This window comes from Methylophaga thalassica (assembly GCF_030159795.1).
GTDB lineage: Bacteria > Pseudomonadota > Gammaproteobacteria > Nitrosococcales > Methylophagaceae > Methylophaga > Methylophaga thalassica.
In genome coordinates, this window is record NZ_BSND01000013.1 from 88773 (window position 1) to 107695 (window position 18923).

Here is an 18923-nt window from a genome sequence, read left to right on the forward strand (position 1 = left end):
CTTTAAAACTCCAACGGCGGGTTTAATTTATCAGCCAGTTCCTGACCTTTTTTCAGGTCGATACTGCCTTCATAAATTGAGCGGCCTAAAATAGCCCCCATCACACCCTCGTCTTCACAAGCGCACAAAGATTCAATATCTTCATAGGAGCTGACGCCACCTGATGCGATAACGGGGATTTGAATTGCCCGAGCTAAGTTTCGAGTAGATTCAAGATTAAAGCCCTGCATCATGCCATCGCGGCTGATATCTGTGTAAATAATGGCTTCAACACCGTCTTGCTCGAATTGCTGGGCAATGTCGACGACATCATGATTGGATAATTTCGACCAGCCATCAATGGCGACTTTCCCGTCTTTAGCGTCGAGACCAACGATGATATGACCTGGAAATTCGGCACATACATCACCCACAAAATGCGGCGCATTGATCGCCTTGGTTCCCAGAATGACGTAGCGAACACCGGCGTGAAGATATGTTTCTATCGTTTCTTCATCACGAATGCCACCCCCAACTTGTACATCTAGCTCAGGAAATGTTTTGCAAACTTCATGGATAACTTCAGCATTAACCGGGTTACCAGCAAAAGCACCGTCTAAATCTACCATATGAAGTCTTTTGGCTCCCGCTTCTACCCATTTACGGGCAACGGCAACAGGATCTTCTGAAAACACGGTGTTATCTTCCATTCGCCCCTGACGCAAGCGCACGCAGTGACCTTGTTTGAGATCAATGGCAGGGATTAACAACATAATCTTACTCCGTTTGTTGATGTTGATTAGGACGACTGACCGTCCCAGTTTACAAAGTTTTCTAATAACTGCAGTCCGGCTCGCTGACTTTTTTCAGGGTGAAATTGGGCTGCAAAGATATTGTCTTTATACAGTGCGGCGGCAAAATCATCAGGATAGGCAGATGTGCCAGCGATAACACGTTTGTCTTCTGGAACAGCATAAAAACTGTGTACAAAATAAAACCGACTGTTTTGCTCTATGCCTTTCCACAACGGGTGTGGGCAGGTTTGATGAACCTGGTTCCATCCCATGTGTGGGACTTTGAGTTTTTCGCCATCAGCATTTTTAGCAGGCTGAAATAATTTGACTTCGCCAGTGAAAATATCAAGTGTATTGACGCCATTATTTTCTTCACTATGAGTCAATAAGGCCTGCATCCCCAAGCATATTCCAAGAAAAGGCTTTTCCTGAGCAGCTTGTTTGATAACGTGTTCCAGTTCCAGATGTTTTAGTTCTGCCATACAATCACGTATTGCTCCAACGCCTGGAAATAAAACATGGCTGGCAGAAAGAATGGTTTGAGGATCTGACGTAACAACAACAGAGGCATTATTGGAAACTGCTTCCAGTGCTTTTGAGACAGAGCGTAAATTACCCATGCCGTAGTCAATCACTGCTATGCGATGCATGTTAAACCTGTTTATTTACTTAATAATTTATGGCTAATAATTCTTTTAAAAAGATTATAAAGCACCTTTAGTTGAAGGCAATTGTTCTAATGCGCGCTGATCCAGTGAAACAGCCATTCGTAATGCTCGACCAAATGCCTTGAAAATGGTTTCAGCAATATGATGAGCATTGCGGCCTTTTAGATTATCAATGTGTAGTGTAATGCCAGCGTGATTGACTAAGCCTTGGAAGAATTCGTAGAACAGGTCAACATCAAACTCACCAATCTTATCGCGGGTAAATGTCACATCAAACTCAAGTCCAGGACGACCAGAAAGATCAAGTACAACGCGAGATAATGCTTCATCTAGCGGCACATAGGCATGTCCGTAGCGAACAACCCCTTTTTTATCACCTAATGCTTTTTTTAAGGCCTGACCGATTGTGATGCCTACATCTTCAACGGTGTGATGAGCGTCGATGTGTAAGTCGCCATTTGCTTTAACATTTAGATCAAACAAGCCATGACGGGCTATTTGATCCATCATGTGATCTAAAAACGGAACACCCGTTTCGGCATTGAATTGACCGCTACCATCCAGATTGATTGAAACTTCGATCTGCGTTTCCAGTGTGTTTCGCGCAACTGACGCGCTACGAGTGGTCATTTGATTTCCTGAATATTAGTAATAAAAGGAGATAATAACTGTTTCGAACAAGGGTTTGAAGCGTTATTATAGTCAACGTTCACTATATAGGATTAGCAATGACCCAGTTAGGCAACGTTACCCCACTATTTCAGGACCTCGCTAAAGTCGAACATGAACATAATCTCGCTTGTCAGGAGTGTTCACTTTATCGTTTATGTTTGCCACTTGGTTTACACAATAACGACTTGATTCAATTAGATAAAATCATCAAGCGCAGTCAGAGTTATTCCCGAGGTCAGCCACTGTTTAGTACCCAGACACCGTTCAATTCTATCTATGTTGTTCGTTCTGGTTCCTTTAAAACAACGGTTTCTGCGGTTGATGGTCGCGAGCAAGTAACCGGATTTTATTTTCCGGGTGAGTTTGTTGGTCTGGATGCTATCTATGAACAGGCTTATCGTTCTAACGCAAAAGCATTAGAAAGCAGTAGTGTGTGTGAATTACCTTTCGATATGTTGCAAGAGTTGGGCACCAATATGCCTCAACTTCAAGTACAGATGATGTCACGTTTGAGTAAAGAACTGTCTGGTGATAAAAGTCTGATGTTTTTATTAGGCAAAAAAACGGCTGAAGAAAAACTGGCGACATTTTTATTATCTATTTCGCGTCGTTTCCAGGATCGTGGCTTTTCTGCACGTGAATTTCAGCTCAGTATGTCACGTGGTGATATCGCTAATCATTTGGGTCTGGCTGTTGAAACCGTCAGTCGGCTTTTTTCGCGCTTTCAGGATGAAGGCTTGATCGATATTCAAAACAAATCTATTTCTTTGCGTGACACTGAAAAATTAAAAACATTATGTGGGTAATTCCGCTAAAAATTGGTAAGCGCTCGCTTTATTGATCCAGGTCAATGCATTAACCCCACACCTCCGTAAAATTCAAACCATGTCTTACAGAACATAGTTTGTCCGAGGAGGAAAAAATGAAAACAACAACACTTGCTGCAGCACTACTCACTACTTTAGGCTTGTCTACGCTTGCCGCTCCTGCCATGGCTTATGAAGCAGGTGACTGGTTAGTTCGTGGTCGTATTATCAACGTTAATCCTAATGATGATAGTGGCACTTTATATGTTGGTGGCGCTGATTCAGGCCAAAAAGGTGTTAGCGTAAACTCTGACACAGTTCCTGAGTTAGATATTACTTATATGATGAGCAAAAACTGGGGGGTTGAGCTGATCCTTGGATATTCACAACACACAGTGAAATCGGAAGGTTATTGGGCTGCTCAAGGTTTAGGTGATGTTATTGATACTAAAGTATTACCTCCTACACTGACACTGCAGTATCACTTTATGCCTGACTCAAAGATTCGCCCTTATGTCGGTGCAGGTATCAATTACACTTATTTCTTTGATGAAGAGGTAAAAGGTCCTGTTCTTGATGTACCCGGCGCTAAAGTAAAACTGGATAGCTCATGGGGTTTAGCGGCACAAGCTGGTGTTGATGTGGCTCTAAATGAAGACTGGTTTGTGAACTTTGATGTGAAATATATTGATATCGATACAACTGCTCACTTCAAAGGAACCCCTGTTGGTACTGCAAAAATTGACGCTGATATTGACCCATTTGTTTGGGGTATTGGTATCGGACGCCGCTTCTAAGAAATTAATGTCCTCGTAGTGCTTGGCCCTCTTCGGAGGGCCTTTTTTTTATCTGTTGATTGGTCTAACTAAGCTTCTTAGATTGATACGTAAGATGAGTAGTAAGACAAAATAAATCACAGCTGCACCCATGATTAATCCAGATAAATGACTAGCTCGCTGTAAAGCATCCCACATTTCCCAGTTTTTATATACCGGATTCAAGGCGAATAAAAACAGCAATAAACCTGAATTAGCGATAATTAATTTCAATGAAAATCGTGCCCAGCCAGGGGTTGGTGAATAAACACCGCGCTTTCTTAAACCTTGATAAAGCAGGCCAGCGTTAAGTATGGCTGATAATGATGTCGCTAAAGCCAAGCCCACGTGCTCAAGATAGATCATCAGGATTATATTCAGCCCCATATTACTGATCATGGCAATGATGCCTATTTTGACAGGGGTTTTTGTGTCTTGTCTGGCGTAATAACCTGGTGCCAGGACTTTGATGAATATAAAAGGTAATAGCCCTAAGCCATAGGCTATTAAACTCAAAGAAGCTTTATGAGAATCGACGGTTGTAAATTCTCCATATTGAAATAATGTCATTAACAAAGGTTCAGCTAAATAAATCAGCCCTATTGCAGCTGGTGTTCCAATAAGAAACACCCAGCGTAAGGCCCAGTCGATAGTGTCTGAGAATTCTTCTGTGGTCTTGGCTGCATGTTTTCTAGATAGGCTCGGTAAAAGAACAGTAGATAAAGCGATTCCAAAAACACCCAATGGAAACTCAACAAGTCGGTCTGAATAATACAACCAGGAAATACTGCCAGTAACTAAAAATGATGCAAGTAAGGTATCCAGTAGAAGATTTATCTGCGCAACGGAAACACCAAACATAGCCGGGATCATCAAGCGGATAATTTTCCTGACACCCTCACTTTTCCACCCCCATTTTGGCCTGGGCAATAAGCCGAGTTTTATTAAAAAGGGTAGCTGAAATAAAAACTGTACAACCCCACCTATAAAAACACCCCAGGCGAGACCTGTGACCGGTTCCTCTAATTTAGGTGATAACCATATCGCTGCTGCAATTAGCGATATATTAAGAAATACGGGGGTAAATGCAGGAATAGCAAACTTACCAAAACTGTTGAGAATTGAACCGGCAAGCGCCGTTAATGAGATAAAAAAGATATACGGAAAGGTGATGGTAAGAAGATTAGCTGCCAGGTCGGCTTTGATTGGGTCTTCTACAAAGCCGGGGGCGAAAATCATGATAATCACAGGTGCGGCAATCATCCCCACAGCCGTTATCATGGTTAGAATAACGGCTAAAGTGCCGCTGGTTTGTGCAATCAATTGCCGTAAGGGCTTATCACCATGTTCTTTAAATTCTGCAAGAACGGGAATAAAAGCTTGTGAAAAGGCACCTTCAGCAAAAAGTCGTCTTAAAAAGTTGGGGATCTTAAAAGCAACAAAGAAAACATCTGCGCCCAAGCCTGCACCGAACATTCTGGCAATGACAATATCTCTTACAAAGCCTAGTATCCGGGATAAAAAAGTCATCACACTGACAACTGCGGTAGACTTGAAGAGTTTTTCGCTCATGTTTTACTCACAACAGGGTTATATCTCGGCTGTACAAGGTTAAATAAAGATGTTTAAGCCAATTAAAAGTGTTAATTCTAAGGCTTTTTTAGCGTTATATCTTGTTATTACACTGATTATTTTAGTGTTGTGGCTAAGCAGAATGGAGTTTACGCAACCAGACAGGCGTGATATTCCTGACAATCTGAGAAAATTTCTTATCTCCCCTCCACAACTGATACCTCAGTTTGTATTGCAAGGTCATGAAAAACAGGTATTAACGAATGTCTCCCTCGACGGCAAATGGAGCTTTGTCTACTTTACACACCTATATTGTGAGCCAGAGTGTACTGTTGTCGTAAAAGTGATGCAGCATTTGCAACGTTTATTTGCTGGTTCCTCAATACAGTTTTTAATTATTAACTTTGGCGATAATACCGACACTGCTTCCCTTTCCTTTCCTGACTTAAAAACCTTTGGCGGTTCATCGGAAGTTATCGAATCTATCACTAAAAGTGTCGACTTTTTATATTTAGAGCCTGAGGAATATGAACACAGCTTGAAAGTTGAACAACAGCATTATATTTATCTGATTGATCCTCAAGGGCGTGCTTATGCTGTATTCAAACCGCCTTTTACTTCCTTAGCTATTCAAAAAATATTTTTTCAGATACGCGACTTTTATGCTCGTAGTGAGTAATTAGTATCGGCTAAAGCATCAGAAAATGTTTTTGCCAGCTGCTCTAAGGTCGCTGTTCTTCTGAAGCTTGGTCGCCATACTAACCCTATCTCACGCATAGCTTGTTCTTTATCAGCAGCTAAACGAACAAGACGAATGTCTGAATGTATAACCATATCTGAATTTATCGCCATGTCAGGTATAAGTGTGATCCCTAATCCACTGGCCACCATTTCAATCAGTGTATATAAGCTTGTTGCCTGAACGCTTTTACGTTGAGCTGATGCGGGTAATTGGCAGGCACTCAATGCGTGCTCTCGCAAACAGTGTCCTTCTGCTAATAGTAATAATTCATTAATAGGTAATTCATCAGCGCTCAACTTATCCTTATCGGCTAAGGGATGATTTTGTGGTAATGCTATCCAGAAGGGTTCTTTTGCAAACTCTCGATGTGTTAATCCGCGAGTATTGTATGGAAATGCCAATACAGCGACATCGATACTACCGGTTTCCAATTGATCTAAGAGACGTTCTGACTGGTCTTCTATTAATACTATCTCAAGATCTGGCAATTGTTTTCTGACAGTGGGTAAGACTTTTGGCAATAAAAAAGGACTTATTGTCGGAATGATGCCAATTTGAATTCGACCAGATAATGGGTTCTTCTCCGATAAAGCAAGGTCAACAAGGTCTTCAGTCAATGATAGTATCTGTTGTGCTCTGCTGGCGATCTCTTCTCCGATCGGGGTCGGTAGTACTTTTCGGTTTGTCCTCTCTAACAAAGACACTTCAAGTAACTGCTCTAAGTCTTGAATACCGGCACTTAAAGTTGATTGTGTGACAAAGCATTTATCGGCAGCATGTCCAAAGTGTTTCTCTTCCACCACAGCAGTTAAATATTGCAGTTGTCTTAATGTCGGTAGTCGCATAATCGATATTTCCGTTTATTAGCTTTATATTGATTTATAACATAAATATAATATGTGCTAAACCTAATCTATTATTTTATTGACTTGCAGTAAGGCTAATAGTTTTATTATTGTCTATTTACGAGGAATGATTGAGCGTAAACTCTTCAATTTTGTTAAGATTCTTTACTCATAATAACTAGATTTTATTCTCAAATACTCGGAGTTTTAGAATGAAGAAATGGCAATGTATTGTTTGTGGTTTTATCTATGATGAAGCAGAAGGTTTACCTGAAGAAGGAATTGCCCCTGGAACAGCTTGGGAAGATATTCCCGAAGACTGGGAATGTCCTGAATGTGGTGTTGGTAAAGACGATTTTGAAATGGTAGAAATCTAGAAGTTTCTTTTGTCCAAATCAAACGCCTTGATCTATAGATAAATGGGTTCTATGTACATGAACATTAGTTCACAGAAGTGTTCTATTTATTGTTTTATCGTAAACGATAACAACATATGAGGTTATTGATTTCTTTTGCTGTTCAGAAATAATTGATTGGTCGTATAAGATTACTTGTGCTTTCACACTTGACCCTCGTTCATTTTCGTAATATTAGTTCTGCTACTCTATCCCCCTCTGAAGGTATTAACCTAATTCTTGGGGAAAATGGATCTGGTAAAACAAGTATTCTTGAAGCTCTACATTTACTTGCCATGGGTAGATCATTTCGATCGCGTCATCTGAAAAATATTGTCCAGCTAGAATATTCTCAATTTACGCTTTTTGCGCGTTCCTCTGAAATGACACCGGTTGGACTGTTATATGATATCCAGTCAGGGCTGCAAATTCGTTTGAATAATGCCCCGCTTAAAAAGTTATCAGATTTGGCAGTTAACACTCCTCTACAATTTATTTCTGCAAATTGTCACCAGTTTTTTGAGTTAGGCCCAAAATTTCGTCGCAAGATGATAGATTGGGGTATGTTCCACGTGGAACACAAATTTAATTATCACTGGCAAACGTATAAAAAAGCGCTACTTCAGAAGAATGCAGCATTAAAAAACAAAAAGTCTAGAAATGAGACTGAACTATGGAATCAATATTTAATAAAGCATGGTTTAATCATAACGGACTATCGTGAAGCTTATTTAGATAAGCTCGTTAGTGTTTTTGAGCCATTATTCCATAAGCTCTGTCCATCGCTGAGTGACTGCAAGTTTACCGTCAAGTACAACAAGGGTTGGAGTAAGGAAAAATCTTTAGCCGAAATCCTGGATGAAAATTATGAGCGTGATCGGATTATGGGCTATAGTCGCAATGGTCCACATTCTGCCGATTGGACATTACGTATTAATGATGCCTCTGCTGAAGAAATGCTTTCTAGGGGACAGCAAAAATTGTTTTACCTGGGCCTATGCATGGCACAAATAATCATTTTACTGAACGAAAAAGATGTAAAAAACACGGTTTTATTGATTGATGATCTAAGCTCAGAGCTGGATTGGAACCATCAAATAACAGTCATAGATACACTACGAAATCTACCTGTACAGAGTTTCATAACGAGTACAAATAGCGAACTCGCATCATTAATCAATACAGACAAAGAAAAAGTGTTCCACGTGAAACAAGGTGAAATGATAGCTTCATAATGAGACTGTCAACAAACCTGTATAAGTAGTAGAATAGAAGGTTATTCAGCACATCCTCCATTTGGCCAGGAATAGTTTGATTATGACAACGGAAAAAAACAACAACACTTACGACTCTTCGAATATAAAAGTCCTAAAAGGACTTGATGCAGTTAGAAAAAGACCTGGTATGTACATCGGTGATACCGATGATGGCACAGGATTGCACCACATGGTTTTCGAGGTGTTAGATAATGCAATTGATGAAGCGTTAGCCGGTCATTGTAGTGAAATTCAGGTGCGTATACATCCAGATGATTCAGTATCAGTCATTGATAATGGTCGTGGCATTCCTGTCGACATCCACGAAGAAGAAGGTGTTTCTGCTGCTGAAGTTATCATGACGGTTCTTCATGCTGGCGGTAAGTTCGATGATAATTCATACAAAGTGTCAGGTGGACTTCACGGTGTGGGGGTTTCTGTTGTTAATGCATTATCCAAAAAGCTGGCAATGGAAATTCATCGGAATAACAGAGTTTATAAACAAACCTATACACATGGTGTACCCGACTCGCCATTAACAGATGTTGCAGACACAGAGATAACAGGAACAAAAATTCAGTTCTGGCCAAGTGAAGAAACATTCACTAACGTGACGTTTGACTACAATATCTTGGCAAAACGTATCCGTGAATTAGCTTTTCTGAATTCAGGTGTAAAAATCGTTCTAACCGATGAGCGTAATGAAAAGACAGAAACCTTCTTTTACGAAGGTGGTATCACTGCTTTTGTTCAGCACCTTAATAAGAACAAAGATCTGATCCACGAAAATATTATCAAGATATCAGGTGTGCGTGATGATGTTGCTGTCGAGTTATCGATGCAATGGAACGATTCATATCAAGAAAATATTTATTGCTTTACCAATAATATTCCGCAACGTGATGGTGGTACACACCTAGCTGGATTTCGTGCAGCCCTGACCAGAACCTTAAATCAATATATTGAAAGTGAAGGTTTGGCGAAAAAGTCTAAAGTCACAACAAGTGGTGACGATGCTCGCGAAGGCTTAACAGCAGTGCTATCGGTTAAAGTCCCGGATCCTAAGTTTAGCTCTCAAACAAAAGATAAGTTGGTGTCGTCAGAAGTAAGAACAATTGTGGAATCTTATGTGAATGAGTTTTTCCACGATTTCTTAATCGAAAATCCTACCGATGCTAAATTAATCGCCAATAAAATGATTGACGCCGCCCGTGCTCGGGATGCAGCAAGAAAAGCGAGAGAATTGACACGCCGAAAAGGTGTATTAGATATTGCCGGACTACCAGGTAAACTAGCAGACTGCCAAGAGAGAGACCCTGCCCTATCAGAATTATTCTTAGTGGAAGGGGACTCGGCAGGTGGTAGTGCCAAACAAGGCCGTGACCGTCGTACACAAGCGATATTACCGCTGAAGGGAAAAATTCTTAACGTAGAAAGAGCGCGTTTTGACAAAATGATCAGCTCTGCAGAAGTCGGAACATTAATTACGGCTTTGGGCTGCGGTATTGGTCGTGATGAATATGATCCTGAAAAGCTCAGATATCATCATATTATTATCATGACGGATGCTGACGTTGACGGTTCACATATTCGTACGCTTCTACTGACATTCTTTTATCGTCAGATGCCCGAGTTAATAGAGCGTGGCCATGTTTATATTGCACAGCCACCTTTATATAAAATTAAAAAAGGGAAACAAGAACGTTACGTAAAAGATGATGCTGAGATGGAGCGTTATCTTACTGAAGTAGCATTAACGAATGCGAAATTATATCCGGCAGAAAATGCTCAACCGATTGAAGGTACTGCACTGGCGTCTCTAGTAACGGAATATCAAACGGTCAATTCAATTATTGGTAGATTGTCTAATCATTATTACCCTGCGTTTCTGGATAAATTGGTGTACGAGCCTCAGATTCCAGACATGAATGATGATGCGGCGATTAATGCATGGCTAGCAAATATTGAAGTTGCTTTAAACAAAGGACTGCCGACAGGTACACAATTTAAACTGAGCATCAAACGTCAGGAAAATGAGCCCGTCGGTACCATTAATATTAGCTATAGCAGACATGGTATCAGCACAGACTATCACGTACCGGGTGAATTCTTTGATAGTACTGAATATCAGAAGATTTTAGTATTTTCTAATAAAATCAATGGTTTGTTCGGTGATGGTGCACGGGTTGAACGTGGTGAAAGACAACAAGAAGTCAGTTATTTCTCACAAGCGGTCACTTGGTTGTTAGCCGAAGCCAGACGAGGGCAACATGTCCAGCGCTATAAAGGTCTGGGAGAGATGAATCCTGATCAATTATGGGAAACCACAATGGATAAGTCTAAACGTAGACTACTTCAGGTAAGAATCAATGATGCTATTGCAGCCGATGAAACATTCAACACGCTGATGGGTGATAATGTTGAACCGCGTAGAGAATTTATTGAAACACATGCATTACAGGTCTCGAATCTGGATATCTAAATCCAGGAATCTTTCCTGATTAAATAAGTCATACAGCCGATAGGTTGTGTGACTTTTTTATGCATAAAAGAAAGTGAAGGAAACGGTATGTCCGAAACTGAAAATCAGTATGACTTGGTACAAAGAATCTTGCATTGGTTAATCGCACTGGCGATATTAGCGATGATTGCTATTGGGCTGTATATGGTTCAGCTTCCCAAAGAATGGGAATTACCGCCAGGCCAGGAGAGTGTAAGGGCGTTTTGGTTTTTATTGCACAAGTCACTCGGTATAAGTGTCGCTGTTCTCATTGTGCTGCGCATAGCGTGGCGATTATCACACAAAGCACCACAACTGCCCTCTTACATTCCATCGTGGCAACAGCGGCTTTCTGGTGGCGTTCATGGGCTATTATATGTATTGATGGTTGCTATGCCTTTCACCGGATATCTTCAGTCAATGTACAGCAAATACGATACTAAGCTCTGGGGCATTGTGTTACCCAGGCTAGCTGAAGCGGATCCTGATATGAGAGAGTATTTCAGTGAAATACATGAAATTCTTGCATTTACATTGATCGCTATACTAGTCATTCATATCGGCGCAGCAGTAAAACACCGTCTCAGTGGTAATACTATTAATCAGCGAATGTCATTATTTTCTAGGAAATAAAGAATGAGGCATCTCGGAAAAAAAAGGCCCTGACAGGGCCTTTTTTATATCGCTAAGCAAAAAAATAGGCTTAATGAAGTTTGATTTTAGGATGTACACTACGTCTAAAGATATGTGATAACGACAGCATCGCTACACGGAAAGGCCCAAATAAGGCTACCTGATGCATCTTATACAGCGACAGATACATGAGACGCGCCATAAAGCCCTCAATCATCAAGCTACCTTTGCTCAGGTTGCCCATCAGGTTACCAACAGTACTGTACTTACCAAGAGAGACCAGTGAACCGTAATCATGATATTCAAATTCAGGTGCTACCTTACCTGCCATCCGGTTACGTATTGACTTGTATACAACAGATGCCATTTGATGAGCTGCTTGCGCGCGTGGTGGAACATTTTCATCGTGACCCTGCCATTTACATGCACAGCAATCGCCGATGGCGTAAATATCATCGTCAAGGGTTGTTTGCAGTGTCTGTCTGACAACAAGTTGATTCATCCAGTTAGTTTCAAGTCCAGCGATATCTTTCAGGAATTCAGGTGCTTTGATACCAGCTGCCCAAACTTTTATAGATGCAGGGATGGTTTTACCACTCTCAGTAAATATAGCCTTATCATTGACTTCTACGACGCGTTCGCCGGTAAGAACATCAACCCCAAGTTTTGTAAGTTCACTTGTGGTGGCTGCTGATAAGTTTTCTGGTAAACCAGGTAAAACGCGGTTTGCGGCTTCGATGATGCTAATTTTTACGTCCTGAGGTTGTACTTCATCCAGACCATAAGCCGTCAGTAAGTGAGAAACCTCATGCAATTGAGCACTAAGTTCTATACCAGTAGCCCCCGCGCCGACAATTGCGATATTTAGCTGGCCTTCGTCTAGCGGTTTGCCTTGCGTATGCGCGCGCAGATAAGCCTCAAGCAGTTTATTCTGGAAAGATTCAGCTTGTTTGGTTGTATCGAGGAATAAACAATGATCACGAACACCTTTTATACCAAAATCGTGACTGACGCTGCCGACAGATATCACAAGATAGTCATATTCAAATTCACGACGTGGAATAATCTCAACACCATCGGGGTTGAGCGTTGGTGCAAGAGATATTGTCTTGCGGTTTCTGTCGAGACCATCCATTTTGCCAAGACGGAAGCGAAATCCGCTAGCGTTAGCCTGACTCAGGTATTCAATTTCGTCTTCATGAGAATCGAGCGTGCCAGCTGCAACTTCATGAAGAAGTGGTTTCCAGATGTGAGTGTGCGTATTATCGACAAGCGTAATTTCAGCCTTGCCTTTTTTACCCAGTTTTTTGCCGAGTTTAGTGACCAATTCAAGGCCACCTGCTCCACCACCGACAACCACAATTTTTGGAATACTGTTAGACATTCGCAAAGGCTCCAATCTGACGCAAAATTACAATGAGTTATCGATTTTAACGTAAAAAACCTTATAAAACCTATCTTATTTTTACTATATCTGTTTAGTCTGGCAAAATTTACACCTTAACTTATTCACAGAGAAATGAAATGCAAGCAAGGCCTGAAAAACCTCGTCTGGCTTGGGCTGTTACTGGCTCAGGGCATTACCTGAAAGAGTGTCTGGAAATTGTCCGGGAATTAGAGGATGTGGACTTGTTTTATAGCCGTGCAGGTGAAGAAGTCGTGAGAATGTACGGATATGACCCAAAATCCCAAGTACCAGAGGGACGGGTTTACCGTGACAGAGCCGCCAGTGCGCCACCTGTGGGCCTTTTTTATCGGGGTGATTACCATAGTTTAGTAGTAGCACCAGCGACATCTAATACCGTGGCTAAGATGGTATTAGGCATTTCTGATACCTTAGTGACAAACATTTTTGCTCAGGCAGGTAAGTGCCAAATCCCAAGTATCGTGCTGGCCTGTGACTCTGAGCCGGAGATTGATACACCTGCACCAGATCGAATCGTGCGTGTTTGGCCTCGCAGGATCGATCTTGAGCACACCAAGACGTTGAGAACATTCGAAGCAACCACCGTCGTAGACGATGCTGACCAGCTGTTTGCTGCACTGAAAATACGCCTGAAAGAGGTGGGCTGAGTCCCGCATGTCTGAAAGAATTTTGTTTATCACCGGCAAGCTTGCAGAACCAAGTGTAAATCAGGTTTTACAGGAAATGGCACCCCTGCCATTTGATTACCGGGTACACCAAATTGGTGTGTCGGTGGCGGCGTTGATAACGGATGCGATGATCGCACGCAGGCTTAAAGCAGAAGACTATCAGGACTGTGACGAAATTATCGTACCGGGGCGGTGCCGTGGTGACCTTGAAGCGCTGGGTAAAGAATTAGGTATTAAAATTACACGTGGACCAGATGAAATTAAGGATCTGCCAATCCACTTTGGTCGAGCAAAAAAACGCCCCGATCTGAGCCGCTATTCCGTTGATATTTTCGCAGAAATTGTTGATGCACCAGAACGTACGATTGATAGCATTATCGACCGAGCAAACTATTACCGTGATAATGGTGCCGATGTCATTGATATTGGTTGCTTACCTCAAGAGTCATTTCCACACCTTGAAGAAGCTGTTAAAGCATTACATGATAATGGTTTTAAAGTAAGTGTGGACTCACTATCATTGCCGGACTTAAAAAGAGCCGCTAATGCTGGCGCGGACTACTTATTGAGCCTTACTGAAAAAACCATCGACCTTGCTAAAGAAACCGATGCTATACCGATATTAGTTCCAGCTGAACCAGGTTCACTCGAGTCATTAGAACGAGCGATGGAAATAATGGAACGATGGGGCAAACCGTATATTGCTGATCCGATATTAGATCCCATCCATTTTGGCCTGACAGCATCTATCGTTCGTTATTATCAATTAAGAGAAAAATACCCTGATATTCCAATAATGATGGGAGTGGGTAATTTAACTGAGCTTACAGACGCAGACACCAGCGGCATCAATGCGATGCTGTTTGGCATTATTTCAGAGCTGAATGTAAGTTGTGTTTTGGCTACCGAAGTCAGTCAGCATGCGCGACGAGCTATAAGAGAAGCGGATGTGGCAAGAAGGATGATGTATGCAGCTAAACAGGATAATAGTTTACCGCGAGATTTTACGGCTGACCTTCTAGTTGCGCATGAACGGAAACCCTTTACGGATAGTCGGGATGAAATTATAGCGCTGGCTGAAAACATTAAAGATCCGAACTATCGTATAAAAATTGCAGCTGATGGCATCTATTTGTTTAATCGTGACGGTATTATTCATGATGTGGATCCGTTTGAGTTTTATCCACACCTTGAAGTAGAAAATGATCCTGGACATGCATTTTACTTGGGTGTGGAACTTGCCAGAGCACAAACAGCCTGGGAATTAGGTAAACGTTATACTCAGGATGAAGAACTTCAGTGGGGTTGTGCTGTATCGAGAGAGGAAGACGATCTCAGCGAGCAGAAAGAAGAAGGCACCACGATGAAGAAAACAAAGAAACAACGTGCCTGCGGGACAGCTGAGGCCAGTGATACCGCGCGAGAAAGTATGAAAAAAATCGTGCGTGATGAGAAAGCCCCTAAAGTGAAAAAACGACGTACGGCCTGTAGAACGGCAGAGTCCGATAAAAAGAAAAAGGAGCGCCCCTGTGGCACGGCTGACCGCAAAGATTCATGAAGTCATCGTAACAACAAAAAATGCTGATGGTACGGCGCATCATGCGCCGATGGGAATTAGTGAAGTAAACAATTACTTTCAAATAAAACCATTTAAACCCTCAACAACATACAACAATCTGATGAACCAGCGGTCGTGTAGTATTAATTATATTGATGATGTTCGTGTATTTGCTGGGGCATTAACCGGGCATCGACAATGGCCAATATCACCATGCGAAAAGGTGGATGGGCTCTATTTGACGGATGCGCTAAGTCATAGTGAAATCGCAATTCAGAATGTGGATGACGATGATCCGCGTGCATGTTTTTATGGTGCTGTGGTAAATGAACAGCAACACGGCTTATTTCGTGGTTACAACCGTGCCCAAAGCGCCGTGATTGAAGCGGCGATTTTGGTCAGTCGACTGTCCATGCTGCCGGAACAAAAAATTCGCGATGAAATTAACTACTTAACCATTGGCATGGAAAAAACCGCGGGAGAACGCGAGTGGGAAGCCTGGGGATGGTTAATGGAAAAGGTTAAACAAGCAGGTATCGATGTCGAATAACACAAAGTGGCTTGCCAGTGTTCAATCGCTGGAAGAAGCGCAAAGCTTGAACGAGTGTCTGCCAGATATACTTGACATGAAACAACCGGCACAAGGCGCCTTGGGTGCCCTGCCACTGGATGTGGTGAAAAATGTCGTCAAATGGGCATCAGGTCGGTGTTTAACCAGTGCCACAGTTGGTGATTTGCCAATGCAGGTTCAATTCATTGAACCTGCAATTATGAAGATGGCTGAAACAGGTGTGGATTATGTCAAAGTAGGCTTATTTGGCGGCGATGAGCAGGCTGAATGTCTGCAAGAATTAACGCCGGTTATCAAACAACTTAATACACCGGTCATTGCCGTGACGTTTGCTGATCGTCACTATGAAAAGGATGTGATAAAACAGGTATTGCAGACAGGATTTAGCGGTGTAATGATCGATACCGCTGAAAAAAATGGTCGTTCCTTGTTGGATCTTTGGTCCGTTGATGCCCTGACTGACTTTGTAAACGTCGTAAAAGATGCACAACAATTATGTGGTTTGGCAGGTGCATTACGCATTGATGACATTGCTACCCTGCGAACATTACAGCCGGACTATCTTGGCTTTCGCAGTGCCCTTTGTCCAGACCGAAAACGAAATGGAACCTTATCCGTAACATTGGCCAAAACTATCGCGTCAGCGTTACAGTAAACGTTATAAGCAGGCTTTATTGGCAGGACGCCAGTGAAATAGGTCATCATTAAATCGCAAGGAGGCGAACATGCAACTTGTTCAACGTTTTATCCGTGTTTTTTTAATTCTTACCCTGCTTACCTTTAACGGGATCGTTCATGCTGCTCAGGCCATGCCGCCAGTGCAGCTGGCCAGTGTGTATAAGTCAGACAATGCTGAGCCAATATCAGCCTACCTCGTCAGCGAGAAATTTGATGGTGTTCGAGCTATATGGACCGGCACAGAACTACTGACGCGAAGTGGAAACCTTATTAATGCCCCGGACTGGTTTACTGCTCCCCTCCCTGATGTGTGGTTGGACGGTGAGTTGTGGACAACGCATCAGGACTTTGCCCGGCTCAGTGGTATTGTGAGAACACAAACACCTGTTGATGAGGAGTGGCAACATGTTAGTTACCGCGTATTTGATATGCCTGATAAAAATTTGCCGTTTGAGCAACGTTATCAAAACTACACTCGTTTAATCACTAAACTAGATCTGCCTCATCTCAAAACAGTTAAACAACAACGCGTTGCGAGTAATGCCGCATTAAAAGATCTATTACAGCAAAAGCTTGAGCACGGCGCGGAAGGTCTGATTCTACACCTCGCCTCTGCCAAACATCAGGGTGGCAGAACAGAGGCGTTATTAAAATTAAAACCTTACGACGATGAAGAAGCTGTCGTTATTGGACACCTGCCTGGTAAAGGCAAATATACCCATCAGTTAGGTGCATTACGCGTTAAAAATGCTCAAGGTCAAATTTTCGCTATTGGCAGTGGTTTATCCGATCAAGATCGCCTAAATCCGCCTGCGATTGGAACGGTTATCACCTATCGTTATCAAGGTTATACCAAAAATGGCTTGCCTCGTTTTGCTCGTTTTTTGCGTATCCGTGACACCGAACTGGATTAAATCTGACAAATAAGAAGAATAGGCCATGCGTTTGATTTTTAGTGTTCTCAACAGTGATATAAACGTAACAATGTATGGTTGGTTTGTATCAATGTATATGTTTAATTTTAGCTAACGTGAACGGTTTTTTTCACTAGGATAGCTACTATAGGTCTGACAATAAGAACGCAAATAAAGGCCGCTGGCATGGCAATTTTATAAGCATGTAAAACATCACTGATGTAATGCGAAGACCAACCCTGGTTAACGCCAGTAATAATTAAGCACATTAACATGGCCATAATCCCTGCCATATAAAAAGCAAATACATAAGATGTCAATTTGACGGGTAACTTCTTTGTTTTCATTACTGACTCCTCTTAATTTATGGTGAGAAGTTTAACCATGTTACTGTTAAGTAAATAGAGGGTATAAACTAAATAAATTATTAAGTTAAAGTTAGCAATATTGTGTTGCTTATAGGGAATCAACAGATGGATACGATGCGTGGTGTAGAGAGTTTTGTCAGATCGGTGGAGTTAGGCAGTCTTGCAGCCGCATCAAGAAGGTTAGGTATTAGCGCAGCGGCGGTCAGCCAGAATATTGCCCGATTAGAGTCTGCTTTAGCTACACGTTTACTTACCAGAACGACAAGAAGTCTGGCATTAACAGATAGCGGAGAAGTTTATTACCAGCGAGTAAAAGGTCTGTTGCAAGAGATGGAGCTGGCGGCAGAAGCTGTTTCATTAGTTGATGGTAAAGTGTCTGGACGACTGAAAATAGCCTGCTCTGCAGCCTTTGCACGGCATGTATTAGCTCCGTTACTCCCCATGTTTTATGAGCAGTATCCAGAACTGAGTATAGAGCTTATGGCCAGTGACAGACATGTTGACCATCGGCAGGAAGGCATTGATGTCAGTATTCGAATTCGAGAGCAACTGGATGATAGCCTGGTGGCGAATCGACTTACTACCGTTCCGCTTGTTTATTGTGCTTCCCCTGATTATCTAGATAAAAATGGTGTTCCAGATTCTATTGCTGAATTACGTCAGCATAGATGTTTGCTGTTTAAAATTCCTGTTGATGAAAAAATAGTCGGGTGGTCTTTTATAAGGCATGGTGAACGCTTCCAACCAGAAGTCAGAACAGCCATGATTTGTGATGATATTGATATGTTGGCGAATATCACCGTTGCAGGCGGAGGTATTGCGAGATTAGCCGCTTTTGTTGCAACCCCTTATATTGCTGAAGGAAGACTCATTCCCTTATTTGAAGCTGGCAATCACTCTGAACTTCATGGTGAAGCGGAACCTTTAGATTATTATTTCTGTGTTGCTGATCGTTTTGCAAAAACGCTAAAAGTACGGGTTTTTCAGGACTTTTTGCATCAGAATTTACCTAATAGCTGGGATAAGGGAGAGTAGGTACCATTAAGCCCCCTACTCCACCCAT

The 18923-nt window shown here is 42.0% G+C and carries 20 protein-coding genes; 13 read left to right on the forward strand and 7 right to left on the reverse strand.

Going from position 1 to position 18923, the window contains the following annotated elements; all coding sequences use genetic code 11:
* Positions 1-2: 2 nt before the first annotated feature.
* From hisA to hisB, 3 genes are read right to left on the reverse strand one after another with little or no spacing between them, the layout of a single operon-like run.
* Positions 3-752: a 1-(5-phosphoribosyl)-5-[(5-phosphoribosylamino)methylideneamino]imidazole-4-carboxamide isomerase gene (gene hisA / locus QQL60_RS13240; protein ID WP_007144244.1), complete on the reverse strand. Its 750-nt coding sequence runs from the start codon at positions 750-752 to the stop codon at positions 3-5.
* Between the two features lie 26 nt (positions 753-778).
* Positions 779-1423, reverse strand: a complete 645-nt coding sequence (hisH, locus tag QQL60_RS13245; protein ID WP_273179201.1) for an imidazole glycerol phosphate synthase subunit HisH — start codon at positions 1421-1423, stop codon at positions 779-781.
* A gap of 54 nt (positions 1424-1477) precedes the next feature.
* Complete coding sequence (gene hisB / locus QQL60_RS13250; protein WP_007144246.1) at positions 1478-2071, reverse strand: imidazoleglycerol-phosphate dehydratase HisB; 594 nt, start codon at positions 2069-2071, stop codon at positions 1478-1480.
* Positions 2072-2169: 98 nt separating this feature from the next.
* On the opposite strand from hisB, the gene fnr reads away from it, so the two are divergent.
* A complete protein-coding gene (gene fnr / locus QQL60_RS13255; protein ID WP_007144247.1) occupies positions 2170-2919 on the forward strand; it encodes a fumarate/nitrate reduction transcriptional regulator Fnr in 750 nt (249 codons plus the stop codon).
* 116 nt (positions 2920-3035) lie between these two features.
* Entirely contained in the window at positions 3036-3716 is a 681-nt protein-coding gene (locus QQL60_RS13260) for an OmpW/AlkL family protein (RefSeq protein WP_284723587.1), read from the forward strand.
* Positions 3717-3764: 48 nt separating this feature from the next.
* Here the strand turns inward: QQL60_RS13260 and murJ are convergent, their stop codons facing one another.
* The gene (murJ, locus tag QQL60_RS13265; protein ID WP_284723588.1) at positions 3765-5306 is read right to left on the reverse strand and encodes a murein biosynthesis integral membrane protein MurJ; all 1542 of its coding nucleotides are present in this window, start codon (positions 5304-5306) and stop codon (positions 3765-3767) included.
* Between the two features lie 142 nt (positions 5307-5448).
* On the opposite strand from murJ, the gene QQL60_RS13270 reads away from it, so the two are divergent.
* Complete coding sequence (locus QQL60_RS13270; protein WP_273179191.1) at positions 5449-5985, forward strand: SCO family protein; 537 nt, start codon at positions 5449-5451, stop codon at positions 5983-5985.
* Here the strand turns inward: QQL60_RS13270 and QQL60_RS13275 are convergent.
* Positions 5967-6893 (reverse strand): hydrogen peroxide-inducible genes activator, encoded by a 927-nt coding sequence (locus tag QQL60_RS13275; protein WP_284723589.1) that lies wholly within the window; start codon positions 6891-6893, stop codon positions 5967-5969. The genes QQL60_RS13270 and QQL60_RS13275 overlap by 19 nt on opposite strands.
* A gap of 212 nt (positions 6894-7105) precedes the next feature.
* On the opposite strand from QQL60_RS13275, the gene rd reads away from it, so the two are divergent.
* From rd to QQL60_RS13295, 4 genes are all read left to right on the forward strand, one after another.
* The gene (gene rd / locus QQL60_RS13280; protein ID WP_007144253.1) at positions 7106-7270 is read left to right on the forward strand and encodes a rubredoxin; all 165 of its coding nucleotides are present in this window, start codon (positions 7106-7108) and stop codon (positions 7268-7270) included.
* Between the two features lie 152 nt (positions 7271-7422).
* On the forward strand, positions 7423-8523 hold the full coding sequence (gene recF, locus QQL60_RS13285) for a DNA replication/repair protein RecF (RefSeq protein ID WP_284723590.1): 1101 nt from the start codon (positions 7423-7425) through the stop codon (positions 8521-8523).
* An 82-nt stretch (positions 8524-8605) separates the two neighbouring features.
* Positions 8606-11026, forward strand: a complete 2421-nt coding sequence (gyrB, locus tag QQL60_RS13290; RefSeq protein ID WP_007144255.1) for a DNA topoisomerase (ATP-hydrolyzing) subunit B — start codon at positions 8606-8608, stop codon at positions 11024-11026.
* 87 nt (positions 11027-11113) lie between these two features.
* Entirely contained in the window at positions 11114-11677 is a 564-nt protein-coding gene (locus QQL60_RS13295; RefSeq protein WP_007144256.1) for a cytochrome b, read from the forward strand.
* 70 nt (positions 11678-11747) lie between these two features.
* Here QQL60_RS13295 and QQL60_RS13300 read toward each other — a convergent pair whose 3' ends face one another.
* The gene (locus tag QQL60_RS13300; RefSeq protein ID WP_284723591.1) at positions 11748-13061 is read right to left on the reverse strand and encodes an NAD(P)/FAD-dependent oxidoreductase; all 1314 of its coding nucleotides are present in this window, start codon (positions 13059-13061) and stop codon (positions 11748-11750) included.
* Between the two features lie 140 nt (positions 13062-13201).
* On the opposite strand from QQL60_RS13300, the gene QQL60_RS13305 reads away from it, so the two are divergent.
* The 5 genes from QQL60_RS13305 (at position 13202) to QQL60_RS13325 (ending at position 17492) form a co-directional block, all read left to right on the forward strand.
* Positions 13202-13750: a flavoprotein gene (locus QQL60_RS13305; RefSeq protein ID WP_284451377.1), complete on the forward strand. Its 549-nt coding sequence runs from the start codon at positions 13202-13204 to the stop codon at positions 13748-13750.
* A gap of 7 nt (positions 13751-13757) precedes the next feature.
* The gene (locus QQL60_RS13310) at positions 13758-15329 is read left to right on the forward strand and encodes a DUF6513 domain-containing protein (RefSeq protein WP_284723592.1); all 1572 of its coding nucleotides are present in this window, start codon (positions 13758-13760) and stop codon (positions 15327-15329) included.
* Positions 15301-15879 carry a DUF447 domain-containing protein gene (locus QQL60_RS13315; RefSeq protein ID WP_284451375.1) on the forward strand — a complete coding sequence of 193 codons (579 nt, stop codon included), beginning with the start codon at positions 15301-15303 and terminating at the stop codon, positions 15877-15879. Before QQL60_RS13310 ends, QQL60_RS13315 begins: the two co-directional genes overlap by 29 nt.
* Positions 15869-16555, forward strand: a complete 687-nt coding sequence (locus QQL60_RS13320) for a (5-formylfuran-3-yl)methyl phosphate synthase (RefSeq protein ID WP_007144261.1) — start codon at positions 15869-15871, stop codon at positions 16553-16555. The genes QQL60_RS13315 and QQL60_RS13320 overlap by 11 nt, the downstream gene beginning before the upstream one ends.
* Positions 16556-16625: 70 nt before the next feature.
* On the forward strand, positions 16626-17492 hold the full coding sequence (locus QQL60_RS13325) for a DNA ligase (RefSeq protein WP_284723593.1): 867 nt from the start codon (positions 16626-16628) through the stop codon (positions 17490-17492).
* A gap of 107 nt (positions 17493-17599) precedes the next feature.
* Here QQL60_RS13325 and QQL60_RS13330 read toward each other — a convergent pair whose 3' ends face one another.
* Entirely contained in the window at positions 17600-17839 is a 240-nt protein-coding gene (locus QQL60_RS13330; protein WP_284451374.1) for a DUF2798 domain-containing protein, read from the reverse strand.
* Between the two features lie 126 nt (positions 17840-17965).
* On the opposite strand from QQL60_RS13330, the gene QQL60_RS13335 reads away from it, so the two are divergent.
* The gene (locus QQL60_RS13335; protein ID WP_284723594.1) at positions 17966-18895 is read left to right on the forward strand and encodes a LysR family transcriptional regulator; all 930 of its coding nucleotides are present in this window, start codon (positions 17966-17968) and stop codon (positions 18893-18895) included.
* Positions 18896-18923 lie beyond the last annotated feature (28 nt).